The 16,457-nt window shown below is 44.8% G+C and carries 15 protein-coding genes; 5 read left to right on the plus strand and 10 right to left on the minus strand.

The genetic code is table 11. From position 1 onward, the window contains the following. Positions 1 to 55: 55 nt before the first annotated feature. The 8 genes from DXB15_RS06060 to DXB15_RS16810 form a co-directional block, all read right to left on the minus strand. Positions 56 to 274 carry a hypothetical protein gene (locus DXB15_RS06060; protein WP_109216139.1) on the minus strand — a complete coding sequence of 73 codons (219 nt, stop codon included), beginning with the start codon at positions 272 to 274 and terminating at the stop codon, positions 56 to 58. Positions 275 to 276: 2 nt separating this feature from the next. Then, positions 277 to 555, minus strand: coding sequence for a hypothetical protein (locus DXB15_RS06065; RefSeq protein WP_118702325.1), 279 nt, complete (start codon positions 553 to 555; stop codon positions 277 to 279). Further along, positions 545 to 1,822 carry a hypothetical protein gene (locus DXB15_RS06070; RefSeq protein WP_118702326.1) on the minus strand — a complete coding sequence of 426 codons (1,278 nt, stop codon included), beginning with the start codon at positions 1,820 to 1,822 and terminating at the stop codon, positions 545 to 547. Before DXB15_RS06070 ends, DXB15_RS06065 begins: the two co-directional genes overlap by 11 nt. 355 nt (positions 1,823 to 2,177) lie before the next feature. Then, on the minus strand, positions 2,178 to 4,205 hold the full coding sequence (locus tag DXB15_RS06075; protein ID WP_118702327.1) for a sensor histidine kinase: 2,028 nt from the start codon (positions 4,203 to 4,205) through the stop codon (positions 2,178 to 2,180). A 3-nt stretch (positions 4,206 to 4,208) separates the two neighbouring features. Then, the gene (locus tag DXB15_RS06080; RefSeq protein WP_109216143.1) at positions 4,209 to 4,907 is read right to left on the minus strand and encodes a response regulator transcription factor; all 699 of its coding nucleotides are present in this window, start codon (positions 4,905 to 4,907) and stop codon (positions 4,209 to 4,211) included. 11 nt (positions 4,908 to 4,918) lie between these two features. Beyond that, on the minus strand, positions 4,919 to 5,869 hold the full coding sequence (locus DXB15_RS06085; RefSeq protein ID WP_109216144.1) for a hypothetical protein: 951 nt from the start codon (positions 5,867 to 5,869) through the stop codon (positions 4,919 to 4,921). A 79-nt stretch (positions 5,870 to 5,948) separates the two neighbouring features. Beyond that, positions 5,949 to 7,088: a DUF362 domain-containing protein gene (locus tag DXB15_RS06090; RefSeq protein WP_118702328.1), complete on the minus strand. Its 1,140-nt coding sequence runs from the start codon at positions 7,086 to 7,088 to the stop codon at positions 5,949 to 5,951. A 158-nt stretch (positions 7,089 to 7,246) separates the two neighbouring features. Beyond that, positions 7,247 to 7,432: a hypothetical protein gene (locus DXB15_RS16810; protein ID WP_147404769.1), complete on the minus strand. Its 186-nt coding sequence runs from the start codon at positions 7,430 to 7,432 to the stop codon at positions 7,247 to 7,249. Positions 7,433 to 7,598: 166 nt separating this feature from the next. On the opposite strand from DXB15_RS16810, the gene DXB15_RS06095 reads away from it, so the two are divergent. Both DXB15_RS06095 and DXB15_RS06100 read left to right on the plus strand, forming a co-directional pair. Continuing rightward, positions 7,599 to 8,873: a 2-hydroxyacyl-CoA dehydratase family protein gene (locus DXB15_RS06095; RefSeq protein ID WP_118702329.1), complete on the plus strand. Its 1,275-nt coding sequence runs from the start codon at positions 7,599 to 7,601 to the stop codon at positions 8,871 to 8,873. After that, complete coding sequence (locus DXB15_RS06100) at positions 8,873 to 10,756, plus strand: acyl-CoA dehydratase activase (protein WP_118702330.1); 1,884 nt, start codon at positions 8,873 to 8,875, stop codon at positions 10,754 to 10,756. The genes DXB15_RS06095 and DXB15_RS06100 overlap by 1 nt, the downstream gene beginning before the upstream one ends. A gap of 184 nt (positions 10,757 to 10,940) precedes the next feature. On the opposite strand, the gene DXB15_RS06105 is transcribed toward DXB15_RS06100, so the two are convergent. Next, the gene (locus DXB15_RS06105) at positions 10,941 to 11,408 is read right to left on the minus strand and encodes an arsenate reductase/protein-tyrosine-phosphatase family protein (RefSeq protein WP_118702331.1); all 468 of its coding nucleotides are present in this window, start codon (positions 11,406 to 11,408) and stop codon (positions 10,941 to 10,943) included. A 14-nt stretch (positions 11,409 to 11,422) separates the two neighbouring features. Then, positions 11,423 to 12,472, minus strand: a complete 1,050-nt coding sequence (locus DXB15_RS06110) for an L-threonylcarbamoyladenylate synthase (protein ID WP_109216151.1) — start codon at positions 12,470 to 12,472, stop codon at positions 11,423 to 11,425. 139 nt (positions 12,473 to 12,611) lie between these two features. Between DXB15_RS06110 and DXB15_RS06115 the strand changes: the two genes are divergently transcribed. Genes DXB15_RS06115 through DXB15_RS06125 form a run of 3 tightly spaced genes read left to right on the plus strand, consistent with a single transcriptional unit; the run spans position 12,612 to position 16,197 of the window. Continuing rightward, positions 12,612 to 13,661: an aldose epimerase family protein gene (locus tag DXB15_RS06115; RefSeq protein ID WP_109216149.1), complete on the plus strand. Its 1,050-nt coding sequence runs from the start codon at positions 12,612 to 12,614 to the stop codon at positions 13,659 to 13,661. A gap of 11 nt (positions 13,662 to 13,672) precedes the next feature. Next, positions 13,673 to 15,610, plus strand: coding sequence for a BMP family ABC transporter substrate-binding protein (locus DXB15_RS06120; RefSeq protein ID WP_109216150.1), 1,938 nt, complete (start codon positions 13,673 to 13,675; stop codon positions 15,608 to 15,610). Next, positions 15,607 to 16,197, plus strand: coding sequence for a metallophosphoesterase family protein (locus DXB15_RS06125; protein ID WP_118702332.1), 591 nt, complete (start codon positions 15,607 to 15,609; stop codon positions 16,195 to 16,197). The genes DXB15_RS06120 and DXB15_RS06125 overlap by 4 nt, the downstream gene beginning before the upstream one ends. Positions 16,198 to 16,457 lie beyond the last annotated feature (260 nt).

Consider the following 16,457-nt stretch of genomic DNA (forward strand, 5'->3'; position numbering starts at 1 on the left):
GTCAGCTTGCGCTGACCAGAATCACGCACCAAGTCTCACGTGCGTTCGACTTGAATTATCTGAATACCGTTTTCAGGGCATATCCTATTCCAAACAGTATGAGCAGTATCGGCATAATGCCATTGATCAATACTCCGGTATGACTTACAAATGCTTCTGCAATAAAAGCGTGATAACGGATACAGCTTGCCACAAACAGAATACCTAACGCTACTGCCCATCCAATCAGAAAACGTCTGATTGCCATCCAGATTTCCCACATCTCATAACCCATTATTACCACCTCCAAAATCGACTTCTGATTCTCCAACGCAAACGGAGAAGCAGGTATGCTATCACAGCGATCACAACAAATGCGATCACACCATAGAAACAGATTTTTGCTGCAAATACGGCCATCGCCGCCATAATCCGGTTCAGGTTTACCACCATCACAATTGCCAGGATCACAGATAAAATTCCCAGGATTCTTGTCACAAGCTGTGCCGGTGACAAATTACGGATTCCAGACATTCTGCCCGATCCATTTCCAAAAATATCTCGTCTACGTCTCATTTTTCATGTTCCCCTCCTTATTTGTTAACTGATACCTTGCTCCGGACTGCATAAAGTCTTCCAACGGAACCAGAAAAATGTTGTCACTTTCCATGGTTTTCACTGCCAGATAATCAACAACTGGTCCCCAGTGAGATGGTGTCTGGTACAAATCATTACTTTGCACACGCAGACGCTGTTCTGACTGGATCTGCCAGTTGACTGCTTTTTGAAAGGTAAAAAGCAGATGCGGCGGTGTGCCTGCCGTCGGTGCCGGAAAATAATACTGATAGGTACTGAATAATCGTTCTGACACCAGATCGGTAGCAGCAGGTGTCTGCTGTGGAAACATCACAACATTGGCAAATGCCAGATCTGCTGCCTCCGGGAGCCATTTCACCGGATTCTGTGCCAGAAACATCAGCTCGATCCGTCCCTGCATTTTTTCTCTCAGAAGATATCTCAGTAATTCATCTTCTTCATTTTCAAAGATCATCTCATCCAGGATCACTCTCAGACGGGTTCCCTGTTTCAGACAGTTGTACAGTTCTTCTTTCAAACAGGTATTTAAGATCTGATAATCTCTGGAAGCGGTATAGAAAGCAAACAGTCTACCATGATCTCTGATACCTGTTGCAAAACTGTAACCCGTATCACTTACGGGCGTATAGACTTCCTCAAATACTTCCTCCAGTTTTCCACAGATTCTTCTCAGAACAATGCCTGCCTCATGATTGCTTCTGATGTTATCCACCACCACATTGGAAAGACCACATTCCATTGCAACCTCTGAGATCACATCGTCATCTTCCTGCAGCAGACCTGCCATAGCCGGCAGAGAAACCGGATATTTTGCAGCAACGATATCCAGCAATGCCGCTGTATAAATCATTACTTTTCCGATTAAAACTCCGATTCCCATTTTCTCTGCTGCAAGGCTGACAAATCTCTGGATCTGCTGCTTTGACATTCCAAGAAACGGATGGTACGTTTTTTCTGATGGGCTTGCAATTCTCACATTTGAAAACGCGTCCTGTGTTCTCCGTCTCTGAAGTTCTGTAAACACACCCAGATGACCGGAAAGTAAAATGATGGGCATGTCTGCTTTTTCCATACAGCTTTCCACCAGATTCAGGATCATTTCCTGATCACCGGCTCTCTCACCGGAAACAAGCAGATCGCCACGTATGTTCTGAAAAAAACTGCGATTGTCAATGATTCCTTCAAACACGTTTCTTTTTCTATTCAAGAGCTCACACTCGCGTGTAATTCTTCCTCTGTTACTCATGTTGTTCTCCTTTCGATCTCTCTCTTTGGAACAATTTCACAATATCGAATTTTTTCCCGTGCAAACAGGATGTTCTGAATTTCCTTTTGCAACCAAAATTCTGAAACCCCGTAATTTTTTGAAACTCCCCTCTAAATTATGCCCTGGCAGATTCTGAAAACCTGTATTTTTTGAAACCACGCAAGAGGTTGAAACTACAGAAGAATTTGAAACTATGTAAGAGTTCCAACCTGGTTTTCTAAAAAATGGCACAAAAAAAGAAGCGAAATGCTTTTCTTTTCACATTTCGCTTCTTTCAATTGAAAGTTTCTTTTATTTTTTTGATTCGAATATATTTTTTATAGGTTTACTCCGGCTATTCTTTACACCGAAACGTAACTTTCACCCGGAACAGATCATCCTCCAGACTGATCTCAAATTTGCCTCCCATCAGTTCGGTCAGCATTTTTGAAATAGACAGTCCCAGACCGCTTCCTTCGGTGCTGCGGGATTCATCCCCCCGTACAAACCGTTCTGCCAGTGCATCCGCATCCACATTCAACAGTTTTTCCGATATGTTTTTCATAGTAAAAGATGCTTCGTAACCATCCTTTGCCACTTCCACATACACGCGGGTATCCGGCATCGCATATTTTGACGTATTGTTATACAGGTTTCCGATCACACGCCACAGCTGCCGTCCGTCTGCATAGATCATCACCGCTTCCTTCGGGAACTTACTGATCACGTTTAAGCCTTTCTGCTCCAGTTTCTCGTTAAATTCACCGCCGGTCTGACGCACCAGTTCCACCAGATCGATGTCATCCATCTGTAAGATCACATTACCGGAGGAAATACGTGATACATCCACCAGATCTTCCATCAGCTGTTTTAACCGCATCGCTTTGGATTCCAGTACTTCAATATACGATTCTGCATTCGGGTTATCGATTTTTTCCCGGCGCAGCAGACCAATATAATTGATGATGGAAGTCAGCGGTGTCTTGATATCATGGGAAATATTTGTGATCATATTTGCTTTCATGCGCTCATCCCGCACACTCTCACCAATAGCATTTGCCAGACCTTCGCTGATATGGTTAATGCCCTCTGCCAGCTGATATTCGTCTCCCTGATACTCTTCCAGATTCAGTTTATAATCAAATTTTCCCTGCGTGATCTGATCAATTCCTTCCAATATTTTCCGCCGCTGAATGACACGCTGTGAAAAATAGATCAGCGTAAACAGCAGGAATATGATCAGCAAAATATATGCCCAGATAAATCCACAGTGAAATACCAGATATGCGACTACAACATTTGCCAGTACAATTCCCCAGATGACCAGAGTCATTCTGTTCCCAAGATAACGGTTATGCAGGGTATCCTTCAGGTTGACGATCAACCAGTGCAGATAACTGTTTTCAAAAAACGTATCCGCTTTGACACGGCGCACCAGACTTAAGTACATTCCCATAAATGCACAGTCGCCCAGTACCGTAAACGTACCAACGATTACCATGCGCCCCATGACACCGTAATCCTGATGATGTACCCGCATGCCAAGTGCCGCCAATGCCACACTGAATACAAATAGCAGGGCAATCGGGATTTCCGTCCGCAGCTTATCAAAATTTGCCAGATGAATTTCCTTATCCTCACTTCGTTTTGCAGCTGCCACGGTCATATAACACAGTCCCACTAACCAGACGATAAGACCAACTGCTGCCAGTACAAGGCTCCGCTGCGCCCATGGGAATAATTTGTCAAATTCCCGTTTTGCCACCGCAAGGTCATCTTCCTGTGGAAAGTTCACATCCACGGCAACGATCAGCGTATAATCGCCTTTTTGCAGCTCATTATACTGCGCCATATTCTGATAATAATTGTTTTCAATTCCACCGATATTCGTCTCAAAACGGAAGGTTTTGTTGTTATAGCTCAGATACCGACCATAATTGACTGCTTTCTCATAAGCATCCTCCTGTTTTTCAACATCATGCATATTGGTCACATATGTGCCATCTTTCAGATCTCCAAGCCAGTAATACACATTGGTATTATTCTGATCGTATTTGTTGTTGTAGATTTTGTAATCTGAGATCCGCTCCTGAGAAGCATTCACTGTTTCAGGACGATTTTCATCATAAACGCCATCTGTTTCAAACTGCTCCTTCAGGTTCAGATAATCCAACAGTTGCAGCATCTGTTTTGAAAAGGTACGCTCAAAATATCCGGATTCCACAAAAGAGGAATTTTGCAGATCTCCCATATTCAGCATATTCTGATTGACACAGGTGCTGAACAGCACAATGCTGACCGAAGCCAGCACCGCCGCGATCATCTGCAGACCGATCACAATCGCCTTTGCCAGAGATGAATAACGCTTTCTGTTCTGTTCCATCGACTACCTCGGTTCTATTTTCTCAATCTTGTATCCAACACCCCAAACTACTTTCAGGTACTGAGGATCTTTTGGATTAATCTCAATTTTTTCTCTGATATGACGGATATGTACCGCTACGGTATTGTCTGCGCCGATGGCTTCCTCATTCCAGATGCTCTCATAAATCTGGTTGATGGAAAATACTTTGCCCTGATTTTTCACTAGGAGCAGTAAAATATTGTATTCGATCGGTGTCAGACGCACGTTCTGCCCGTCCACAGTTACTTCCTTCAGATCATCGTTGATGGCAAGTCCGCCCGTCTGAAATACTTTGCTGGATTCGGTTGCATTTCCAAGCTTTGTATAACGGCGCATCTGGGAATTTACCCGCGCCACCAGCTCCAGAGGATTAAACGGTTTCGACACATAATCGTCCGCTCCTACATTCAAGCCCAGAATCTTATCCGAATCTGCGGTCTTTGCAGACAGAACAATGATCGGCATGTTACTTTCTTCACGAATTTTTAAAATTGCACGGATTCCATCTAAACGCGGCATCATCACATCGATGATCACCAGCTGAATATCTTCTTTTTTCAGCACTTCCAGCGCCTGCACGCCATCATATGCCTTAAAAACCTGATACCCTTCCTGCTGCAGATAAATTTCAATGGAATCAACGATGGAAGTGTCATCATCGCATACTAAAATATTGTTCAAGGGAATCCCTCCTATTCTTCTTTACCGAAAATCAGATCTTTTAAAATGGAACTTGCATCCCGTTTTTCTTTTTTCCGATGTGGATGCTGCTCCTGTTCCTGTGCAAACTCGTCCTCCAGTACCGCACGGCGTATAGACGCTTCATCCGGAAATTCCGGATTCGGATGTTCCTGAGTTTCTGTTTCCGGCTCTGCCTGCTGTGCCTCCTGACTGGCTTTCCACTTAAAATAAGCCGCATCGGTATTGATCTTGATATCCGGTTTTTCTGCCGGTGCCCCATCCGATAAGATATCCTCCGGTCTCTTTGTTCCGGAGTTTTCAAAGTACTGCTCGTTTACTTTAATGTCAGGTTCGGATGGCGGAATATACATCATATTTCGGGCATACTGTACACCAGCCTCTTTTTCTGCCTCCAGATCGCGGTTTTTCCGTGCCCGCTGACGATTGATATCATCAATAATAGACAGGTATTTCTTCGTATCTGCCAGGTCTGCAAGCTGTCCCTGCAATTCATTTTCATGGGACTGCAGCTTGTCCTTCTGCTCCCGCAGATCTTTTTTAAACTGCATAAACAGATCATTCATGGAATCGTTGGTCTGATCCATCAGATCACGGATAGCTCCGATCATATCCGCAGTGTAAATAACAGATGCTGCGTACACATCCTCCGCATTGGCATTTGCCGCCTCAATGATCTCATCGCCCTTTTTGCGGAATGCCCGCTCCGCGTTGTTCCGGCTCTGACGTGTCTGCTCGTACTGATCCATCATATCGTAAATCCCCTGATTCAGACGATCCAGCAATCCCAGAAATTTCTTTCGGTCGATAATTACTTTATCCGGATGTCCGTCCATCATCTCACTTTTGGAAAAAGTGACATGAATCTCCTTTAACACCCGCTCTACTTTATCCTGTGGACTCATGCTTTCCTTTGTTTCTCCTTCTTCTTTTTCCTTTCCCAAATCGCATTTTTCTCAATCTGGCATGTAGCTGTTTAACATCCAGTTAAAACGCTCTGTTCTTCAGATCACAATGCTCTTTTTATACTTCGATCAATTCATACTGATCCGTACCAAGTCCTATTTTTACCGCATGCTCAATGCAGCTTCTCCAGTTGGTATCCGGATGTGTGAAATAGAAATGATCATGTCCATACTCACAGTCGCAGTCACCATGCTCATGCTTATGCTGCTCCATATTCTCTGCCAGCACACTGTTTGAAAGTACCGGCTGCTGATTGCACAGATCTGCACACGCCATATCAAGAGCGACCGGATCAAAGGATGCCAGCATACCGACGTTTGGAATGATCGGACGATCATTTTCCGCATGGCAGTCGCAGTTCGGTGACACATCGCAGATCAGTGAAATGTGAAAACACGGACGGTCTTTGCAGATTGCCAGTGTATACTCTGCCATTTTGCAGTTTAAGATATCGTTGGACTCAGAAAATTCCGGTGTGACTGCATCTTTCGGACAGACACCGACGCATCTTCCACATCCGACACATTTTTCATGATTGATCTCTGCCTTGCGTTCATCAATGGTGATCGCACTATGGGCACAGACTCTTGTACACATACCACAACCTACACAGAGTCTGCGGCGTACATATGGTTTTCCGGCGCTGTGCTGATCCATTTTACCTGCACGGGAACCGCCGCCCATACCGATATTTTTGATAGCACCGCCAAAACCGGTTGCCTCATGACCTTTGAAATGAGTCAGGGAGATCAGAATATCTGCATCCATCAGCGCACGTCCTACTTTTGCTTCTTTGATATATTCGCCGTTCACTGGAACTAATGCCTCATCGGTACCTTTCAGTCCGTCTGCGATGATCACTGGACATCCGGTTGCATATGGGGTAAATCCATTCATGTAAGCCGTCTCCAGATGATCTACTGCATTTTTACGGCTTCCTACATATAAAGTATTGCAGTCTGTCAGAAATGGTTTTCCACCCTGCTCTTTTACGATATCTGCAATGACTTTTGCATAATTCGGGCGGAGAAACGCCAGGTTTCCGTACTCGCCAAAATGAATTTTGATTGCTGCATAATGATCCTGAAAATCGATGGTTTCAATGCCCGCAGTTTTTACCAGACGCGCCAGCTTCTGCATCAGATTTTCGGTAAAACTTGTCTTAAAGGAAGTAAAATAAACTTTTGATTTTTCCATTGCCTAAACTCCTTCTATATTCGTATAAATTCATCTCAGTCTGAGTTGAGACTCCCACTTCTGCAAGTGAGTAGTAACAAGTATTTCTCAGTGGGAGTTCAATCTCCGACTGAGATAAATGCTCCGCGAGGATGTGCAGTGATTCTGAAAAGAAGATGTCAGCTTGCGCTGACCAGAATCACGCACCAAGTCTCACGTGCGTTCGACTTGAATCCATATTTCTTATAGTTTACCATAACCATTCCTGTGTTTACAGTTAAAATTTTCTTAAATGGTTGTAAGTATGGTTGATTTACATCCAAATGTTCTCTGCATTTCACACATATCGACTCATTGCCTGTCATCTTGCCATTTTCCCCGTTTTCCTGTAAAATGCTATCGAAAAAAACAAAATGAAACTTATGACAAGATTTTAAAGAAATCGCAGCACTCCCACCAGGAATGATTTGTTATTGTTCATCATGTGAAAAAGTGGAAGTCTCAATTTCGACTGAGGTAAACATTAAATTTATGGAAGTAATTCGTACTTATGGAAATATCATAAAAAAATATGCTCCCGACCATCCGCTGGCAGCTTTCCGCATGATCAAAGCCGGACTGGCTCTGGAGCAGTTTCGCAGTAAGCATCTGGCTGACAAAAGAATGCCCGGCGCTTACCAGTATTTAAATACCTATGCGGTTGGAGAAGTTCTGGCTGCTTTAAAGCACCCGGAGACCTCCGTCTGGGCAAATATTTTTGCTCCGGTGGAACTGCTACAGTGCTTTGGCTTGCACAGTCTGTCCATTGAATGTCTGTCCTCTTTTTTATCCGGCTTCACCATCGAAGATTATTTTCTGGATTATGCCGAAAATGAAGGTCTTGCATCCACCCTGTGCTCCTACCATAAAAATTTCATCGGCGCCATCGACAGCTGCATCATCCCGCCGGCAGCTTTTGCAGTAACAACCTCTACCATCTGCGACGGAAATATCAACACTTTCCGACATCTGTCTGAAAAACATCAGGTGCCGTCCTTTCTGATCGATGTCCCGCAGTACAATACACCGGATGCAAAAGCCTATGTCACGGAACAGTTAAAAGAACTGATTGCCATGCTGGAAGATACCTTCCACCAAAAATTTCAGGAAGAAGAACTGGTTCCTATTTTACAACGGGAAAATGCATCCAAAGCCTGTTATGAACGCTGCTTAAAAAATCTGCGGACGCATCATTATCCATCTACGCTGACTATGCAAATGTATATGCTGTTTGCGTCACATATGAATATTGGCACACCGGAAATCCTGCATTTTTATCAGCAGATGGAAGCCGAAACCGCAGCTGCACCGGAATTTCATGGCACCAACATTCTCTGGGTTCACCTACTGCCTTATTATCAGGAAACTTTAAAGGAGTACTTTAATCTCACCGATGATTATCAGATTCAGGCGATTGAAATGAATCTGGATTACCGCGCGCCGTTGGATACCGAACATCCGCTGGAAGCTCTGGCAGACAAAATGATCCACAATGTCTACAACGGTCCTTATGAGAGAAAAGCAGCACTGGTATCGGAACTGGCACAGAATCTGCAGTCTGACGGCGTCATCAATTTCTGTCACTGGGGATGCAAACAGTCCTCCGGCGGCGTCATGCTGTTAAAAGAAGAACTGGATAAAAAAGATATTCCTCTTCTGATCCTGGATGGAGACGGCATGGACCGCAGAAACAGTCACGACGGACAGATCCGCACCCGATTTGAAGCATTTTTAGAAGTATTAAAACAGCGAAAGGAGGAGGCATAATGCTGGCTTATTTTTGTAAATATGTCCCGGAAGAATTGCTGCAGGCGTTCGGCACAGAGCTTGTCTGTCTGGAACCGCATGTAACGAATTTCACCCAGGCAGATGCCCTGATGCACCCAAATATGTGTTCCTTCTCCAAAGCGGTTCTGGAAGAATTTGAAAAGCAGGATTATGAAGGAATGGTCTTTACCTCCTGCTGCGACAGTTCCCGCCGACTGTATGATATTTTATGTCAGCAGTTTCCGGATAAATTTTTCTTCTGTCTGGATCTGCCGCGCAAGATCAATGATTTTGCTGTGACGCTTTATACGAAACAGCTGCAAAAACTCATTGATGCCTATGCGCATTTTTCTGGAAAAACCTTTTCGGAGCAGAAGTTGTTGGAAATTTGCAGAGAATGTGCTGATGAACAAAAACGGATTGAAACTGGCAAAAAACATGATACAAAACAGAAAACGGCAAATGATGCTCAGAATTTCGATGCAACTGCTTATCAGACAACAGCTCCTGTCGATCACACCTCCATCTCATCTGGCTTAGCTGATAACCCAACTGCCGATTCACCGATGAATGGTCTTCATATCGCCCTTGTTGGTGCCCGTCCGGGCAGTGAGATCCGTCAGCTCATCACCGATCATCAGGCAGAGATCACACTGGATCTGACCTGCACCGGCATCCAGCGCAGCTACGACCTGAATTCTGAACAGATTCTGCCTGCCTATGCACATGCTCTGTTAGATCAGCTTCCCTGCATGCGTATGGCTGCCGCATCCAACCGCCAACGTATTCTGGAAGCCTATGAAGATCGCATTGACGGCATTATTTACCACACCGTTAAATTTTGTGATATTTATGCTTACGAATATACCAAACTGCACGAAACATCTAACCTGCCGATTCTGAAAATCGAAACCGATGCTACCGCTCAGTGCGGCGGTCAGATTTTAACCCGACTGGAAGCATTTTTAGAATCCTTACGTGCACAAAAAGGAGAATCTATGTTATTTAAAAATAAACGACAGCAGTCAGAAAACTATTCTACTGAAACACAAGATGCCGTTTCCGATACTGCAAATGCAAAAACAGCTAATACAGCGGATGCACCTGTCTATGTCATGGGAATTGACAGCGGTTCCACTTCCACAAACGCTGTTATCTTAAACGGTAATCGTGAAATCGTTGCTTCCGCGGTCATCCGCACCGGAGCTAAAAGCGGCGAAAGTGCACAGCGCATTTTAGAAGAAATTTTACAGAAGGCAAACCTACAACGCTCTGATCTGACCAAAATCGTGTCCACCGGATACGGACGTGTCAGCATTCCGTTTGCAGATGAAAACGTAACAGAAATCAGCTGTCACGGAAAAGGTGCACATTATCTGAATCCGGAAATCCGCACGATTCTTGATATCGGCGGACAGGACAGCAAAGCGATCCATCTGAATGAAAAAGGGGATGTGACTGATTTTGTCATGAATGATAAATGTGCCGCCGGAACCGGACGTTTTCTGGAAATGATGGCGCGGACGTTGGAAGTGGATATTTCAGAACTGGGGCCACTGTCTTTGAAATCTACAGAAAATATTGAGATCAGCAGTATGTGTTCCGTGTTTGCAGAATCGGAGGTTATCTCACTGATCGCCCGGAATAAAGAAACTTCTGATATCGCCCACGGCATTCATATGGCCATCGCCGCGAAAGCCATTTCACTAATGCGCCGTGTTGGACTGGAACCAAGGTTTATGATGACTGGTGGTGTTGCAAAAAATCCGGGCGTGGTTAAGGTGCTGGAAGAACAGTTGAAGGCGCCGCTTTTTATCTCTGAGGAACCGGAAATTGTGGGCGCACTGGGTGCGGCATTGTATGGACTGGAAAATATACTTTAGGAATATTTAACTTCTCTTGTGGCTAAATTGTACGTATTGAAAAAGAAAGCAGGCTATTTTGTCCCGGTAGCTAACAATCGCTTACCAGGGAAAAATAGCCTGCTCTCTTTCATTTACGTTTTGCATTTATACTTTCTATATGACAGTTTGTAAAAAATGAAATATAGCATTTTTCTTTATTCCATCATTCGTTTTCGCTTCTGTCATATTCTTCGTTCAATATTTCTGCCAATTTATGTATCGTATTCGACAACGTCTCATAACAAATACCATAAGTCACCAGCTCTGCCCCATACGGATCCAGAATTTCCAGCTCATCGCCGGTCAGCTCTGTCAGCACTTCCACATTCTGTGCGCCTTCCATCTCCAGCACTTTCTCTTTTGCTGCCTGGTCAAAGGTCAGAACCAGTGTATGTTCCCCAAAATCAGACGATTCCAGCTGACTGGACATATAATTTTCCAGTGTAATCCCATTACTGATCATTACAGCTTCTGCTTTCTGATTCAGCGGTTCCGGAAATAATACTACAATGCCCCGCGCCAGTATCTCCACCGGAAAATTCAGATGTTCCCGCTGCAAGATTGCAGCCGCCATCGGTTCCCGACAGATTGCCCGTTTCCCCGCAAAGATTATCTTCTCGATTTTTTCCAAATTGTCACCTCCAGCTAAACTTCGATCACCTGATGTCCCGCAGCTTTCAGCAGACGATTCATAATCGCGTGACCGATACGCGGAGTGGCAAAACTTTCAGAAAAGATCACATCCACATCCATATCATCAAAATCACGCAAAATAGCATACAAATGCTGTGCAATGCTATCTTCATCCTGTCTGCTGCCGGTGCTTTTGATCACATCACCGACATACTGTGAACGGCTCTCATCTGTACATATGATTCCGACTTTTTCTCCTTTTTGCTGATGCTCTTGTGTCAGCGCATTGATGCGCTCGATCACTGCCCCAGCTTCTCCGGATACGATCGTCAGATTTGCCTTTGGTGCATAATGTCTGTATTTCATGCCCGGAGCTTTCGGATGTACATTTGGATCTGCACTGGCAAATCCCGGATCATCCTTTACTTCTCCGATCACTTCCGACAACATTTCTTTTGTAATATAACCCGGACGCAGAATCATCGGGATTTCTTCGCTCAGATCAATGATCGTTGACTCAATACCAATGCCAACCGCTCCGCCATCCAGGATCATCGGGATTTTTCCCTTCAGATCTTCGTATACATGCTCTGCCAGCGTCGGACTCGGTCTACCTGAAGTATTCGCGCTCGGCGCAGCGATATAACCGCCGCCTTCCCGGATCAGAGCCAGCGCCGTCGGATGGGACGGCATACGAACGGCTACCGTGTCCAGCCCGCCGGTCGTCTCATACGGAACCGCATCACTTTTCTGAAAAATCATGGTCAGCGGTCCCGGCCAGAATGCATCTGCCAGAGCCTTTGCCTGTGGCGGAATATAAGAAGTAATTTTCTTCAGTGCTTCAAAATCTGCGATATGCACGATCAATGGATTGTCTGACGGACGCCCTTTTGCTGCATAAATTCGTTTCGCCCCTTCCGGCAGTAACGCGTCTGCTCCTAATCCATATACGGTCTCTGTCGGGAATCCAACCAGTCCACCCTGACGGATAATTTCTCCCGCTTCCCGCATAATATCCATATCCGGATGCATTGCATCCACTTTTTTCACCTGTGTGTTCATCATTTCATTATCTGTATTTTTATTCGTATTCATGCAAAACAGTATACCACAAAAGATTTTACTTGTCAGCACCTGTCACCTGCGCGTATACTATAGATACATTTACCTAACTTAAAACAGAAAGAATGAGGGTTTTGAAATGAATATTACAAAAAGTTCTTTTGGAATCACAAATGACGGAGAAGAAGCTTTTCTTTACCGTCTGGAAAACACATCCGGCGCATATGTTACCATAACCAGCTTTGGCTGCCGCGTGGTAAATATCTGTGTTCCGGACAAAACTGGCACTCTGCGTGATGTATGCCTTGGCTATGACACCCTTGCTGAATATGAAAAAGATCAGGCAAGTTTCGGTGCCGTTGTCGGCCGACATGCAAACCGTATTGAAAAAGGTACGTTCACATTAAATGATAAAACATATCATCTGGTGATCAACAATGGACCAAACCACCTGCACGGCGGCACCCGCGGTTTCCACTACTACAACTGGGAATCTGCACAGGTTGGCAACACCGTTCGTTTTACCCGTGTTTCACCGGACGGAGAAGAAGGTTATCCGGGCACACTGACAATGAGCGTGACCTATGCATGGAGTGAGGACAATGAACTTTCCATCTCCTACGAAGCTTCCAGTGATCAGGATACCGTATTCAACACGACAAACCATTCTTATTTTAACTTAAATGGCGAAGCTTCCGGATCTGTTCTGGAGCATATACTGATGATCAATGCTGACCAGTATACCGAAACTGATGAAAACGACCTCACCACCGGTGTAATCTCCGACGTAGCAGGCACACCGTTTGATTTCCGTACTCCGAAACCGATCGGACAGGATATTTTTGCAGATCATCCGCAGTTAAAATATTCCAAAACCTACGATCATAACTTTGTATTAAACGGAAGCGGTCTGAAGGAAGCAGCTACTCTGTATGCAGAAGAATCCGGCATCCGCCTGACCTGCTTTACCGACCAGCCTGGCGTGCAGTTATATGTACCGGCACAGTCTCCGGCAGAACATGGCAAAAACGGCATCTGCTACCCGGCATACGGCAGCGCATGCTTAGAGACACAGCATTTTCCAAATGCAACCAGCCACCCGAATTTCCCATCTGTTATCTTAAAAGCAGGAGAAACTTTTAAATCCAAAACATTATTTCATTTTTCCGTGACAGCCAATAAACGATAGGAGTGATCGATATGTCGATGGAGCATTACAAAGCTGCCGCAAGGGCAGGCAAAAAAGACTTACAGAACCGAACAGCACAGAAACTGCCGACCCAAATGCCCGCTTTAGACACGATTCTGGAACATGTAGACATCAGCGGTGAAGTTCCATTAGGTCTGGTGGATATCCCAACAGAACTGATCATCGGAACCAAAACCTATGGACGTTCTTCCTCCTTTGCCCCGAATTTTATGCCAATCCTCGGCGAAGGTACAGAATTTGCTGCCAAATGGTCCGCACTCTGCGATGCACATTTACAGGAAGGTATCCGTGAACCCATTGTTGCTTATGAATACATGAACCAATATTATGTGCAGGAAGGCAACAAACGTGTCAGCGTTCTGAAATATTTTGGAGCGATCAGTGTTCCCGGCTACGTCACAAGGATCATCCCTGCAAGGGAAGATACGAAAGAGAGCCGTATTTACTACGAATTTCTGGATTTTTATAATGCAACGAACATTAATTACCTGTTTTTCAGTCAGGAAGGTGCCTATCAGCATCTGTCCTACCATCTCGGACACAGCCGCTATGAGCGCTGGAGCATGGACGACCGCATTTTGTTCCGTTCCTGCTACAACCGTTTTGCCGATGCGTTCCGGGAACTGGGCGGTAACAAACTGAATATGACCATTGGAGACGCTCTGCTCATCTATCTGGATCTGTTTGATTACAGCCAGCTTTCCGATGAGACGCCTTCTGAGATCAAGGAAAATCTGAAAAAAATGTGGGCAGAGATCGAACTCCACGATACGAAAGAGAAACCTTCGGTCAAATATGATCCGGAACCGGAACAGAAGAAAAATATCTTTACCAAACTGCTCACCGGTACCGATGAAGAAAATATCACACATATTGCATTTATTAACAGAAAGACACCGGAGACTTCCAGCTGGACTTATGCCCATGAACTTGGTCGTCTGTACCTGAAAGATGCTTTTCATGGCAGTGTACAGACTAAAGCTTATGACAACATTTCCGGAACAGACAATGCTATTGCTGCCATTGAACAGGCAATCGCCGATGGCAATGAAATGATTTTTACCACATCACCGGAATTTTTAAGTGCCAGCCTGCGCGCTGCGGTTGACCACCCGGAAGTAAAGATCCTGAACTGTTCCCTGAACGCTTCTCATAAATATATCCGCACTTACTACGGACGTATGTATGAAGCCAAATTTCTGATCGGCGTTCTGGCAGGCGTTATGACAGACACGGACAAAATCGGCTACATCGCGGACTATCCGATCTACGGCATGACTGCCAATATCAATGCCTTTGCTCTGGGTGTCAAAATGGTAAACCCGAAAGCAAAAGTATATCTGGAATGGTCCACCCTGAAAGAAAATGAGCATGTCGACCTCACAGGAAAACTATATGCGCTGGGAGCTACTTATATCTCCCATCAGGATATGATCATTCCGCGCAAGATCACCCGACAGTTTGGTCTGTTCCGCGTCAACGGAGAAACACCTGTCAATCTGGCATTTCCGGCATGGAACTGGGGAAAATATTACGAACGGATCATTCGAAATGTACAGAACGGGATCTGGAATACCGAAGAAAAATCCGATGCCAAGAAAGCATTGCATTACTGGTGGGGCATGTCCTCCGATGTGATCGATGTGGTCTGGTCCTCTGCGGTTCCGGACGAAACACGGCATCTGCTGGATACCCTGCGAAATGCCATCCGCAATTACGATTTCAACCCGTTTGACGGCATTTTGCATTCTCAGGACGGACTTGTATCAAAAGATGCGAACCACCATTTGACCTCAAAAGAGATTATCTCCATTGACTGGCTCGCGGACAATATTATCGGTCGGATTCCAACTGCAGACGAATTGCGCGAAGATGCGCAGAACGTTGTACGGCAGGAGGGAATCCGTAAGGAGGAACCTGTATTATGAGAATCATGGCAATCTCCGATACAGAATCAACTGCATTGTGGGATCATTACAACAATAACAAAATCACCGATACCGATCTGATCCTTTCCTGTGGCGATCTGAATCCAAATTATCTCTCATTTCTGGTAAGCTGTACGAATCTGCCATTGCTGTATGTGCATGGCAACCACGATGAGAAATACGATCAGACACCGCCGGAAGGGTGCATCTGCATTGATGATAAAATTTACGTTCACGAAGGCATCCGTATTCTTGGTTTAGGCGGTTGTATGCCGTATAAGCCCGGCAAATATATGTATACGGAAAAAGAAATGAAACGACGCCTGTTACATATCAAACACCAGTTGATTTTCTATCATGGCTTCGATATTCTGCTGACTCATGCACCGGCTCAGGGACTGGGCGATGGCGATGATCATGCACATCAGGGATATGAAGTTTTTCTGAAATTGCTGGACAAGTATCAGCCAAAATATATGGTGCATGGACATATGCATTTGCAGTATGATCACTCGTTGAAACGCACCATGCAATATAATAATACGCAGATTATTAATGCGTATGAAAGACATACCTGGAAATATTAAGTCTTGTTTTGGGTGGCTTAAAATTTACTTTCTAGGTTTTAATAGGAACTCTTGGTATTTTGTCGCGGTCGCTAACAATCGCTCCCCGCGAAAAAATACCAGGAGTTCTTAATTTACTCTGTGAAATTAGTAAATTTTTACGCCACCCTGCACTTCGTGCCACGCATGCATATATACATTGAAATAATACGCTCTGTGTTACATGCGCTAATTTATCTCAGTCGAGAAGACTCCCACTTCTGCAAGTGGTGAGTAATAAC

Origin of the sequence: Roseburia sp. OM02-15 (assembly GCF_003481835.1) — a bacterium.
GTDB classification, from domain to species: domain Bacteria; phylum Bacillota; class Clostridia; order Lachnospirales; family Lachnospiraceae; genus Eubacterium_I; species Eubacterium_I ramulus_A.

What these genes read in the sequence shown, in the direction of transcription:
- DXB15_RS06060 (WP_109216139.1), bottom strand. Translation starts at nt 274, where the DNA reads ATGGGTTATGAGATGTGGGAAATCTGGATGGCAATCAGACGTTTTCTG.
- DXB15_RS06065 (WP_118702325.1), bottom strand. Translation starts at nt 555, where the DNA reads ATGAGACGTAGACGAGATATTTTTGGAAATGGATCGGGCAGAATGTCT.
- DXB15_RS06070 (WP_118702326.1), bottom strand. Translation starts at nt 1,822, where the DNA reads ATGAGTAACAGAGGAAGAATTACACGCGAGTGTGAGCTCTTGAATAGA.
- DXB15_RS06075 (WP_118702327.1), bottom strand. Translation starts at nt 4,205, where the DNA reads ATGGAACAGAACAGAAAGCGTTATTCATCTCTGGCAAAGGCGATTGTG.
- DXB15_RS06090 (WP_118702328.1), bottom strand. Translation starts at nt 7,088, where the DNA reads ATGGAAAAATCAAAAGTTTATTTTACTTCCTTTAAGACAAGTTTTACC.
- DXB15_RS16810 (WP_147404769.1), bottom strand. Translation starts at nt 7,432, where the DNA reads ATGACAGGCAATGAGTCGATATGTGTGAAATGCAGAGAACATTTGGAT.
- DXB15_RS06095 (WP_118702329.1), top strand. Translation starts at nt 7,599, where the DNA reads ATGGAAGTAATTCGTACTTATGGAAATATCATAAAAAAATATGCTCCC.
- DXB15_RS06100 (WP_118702330.1), top strand. Translation starts at nt 8,873, where the DNA reads ATGCTGGCTTATTTTTGTAAATATGTCCCGGAAGAATTGCTGCAGGCG.
- DXB15_RS06110 (WP_109216151.1), bottom strand. Translation starts at nt 12,472, where the DNA reads ATGAACACACAGGTGAAAAAAGTGGATGCAATGCATCCGGATATGGAT.
- DXB15_RS06115 (WP_109216149.1), top strand. Translation starts at nt 12,612, where the DNA reads ATGAATATTACAAAAAGTTCTTTTGGAATCACAAATGACGGAGAAGAA.
- DXB15_RS06120 (WP_109216150.1), top strand. Translation starts at nt 13,673, where the DNA reads ATGTCGATGGAGCATTACAAAGCTGCCGCAAGGGCAGGCAAAAAAGAC.
- DXB15_RS06125 (WP_118702332.1), top strand. Translation starts at nt 15,607, where the DNA reads ATGAGAATCATGGCAATCTCCGATACAGAATCAACTGCATTGTGGGAT.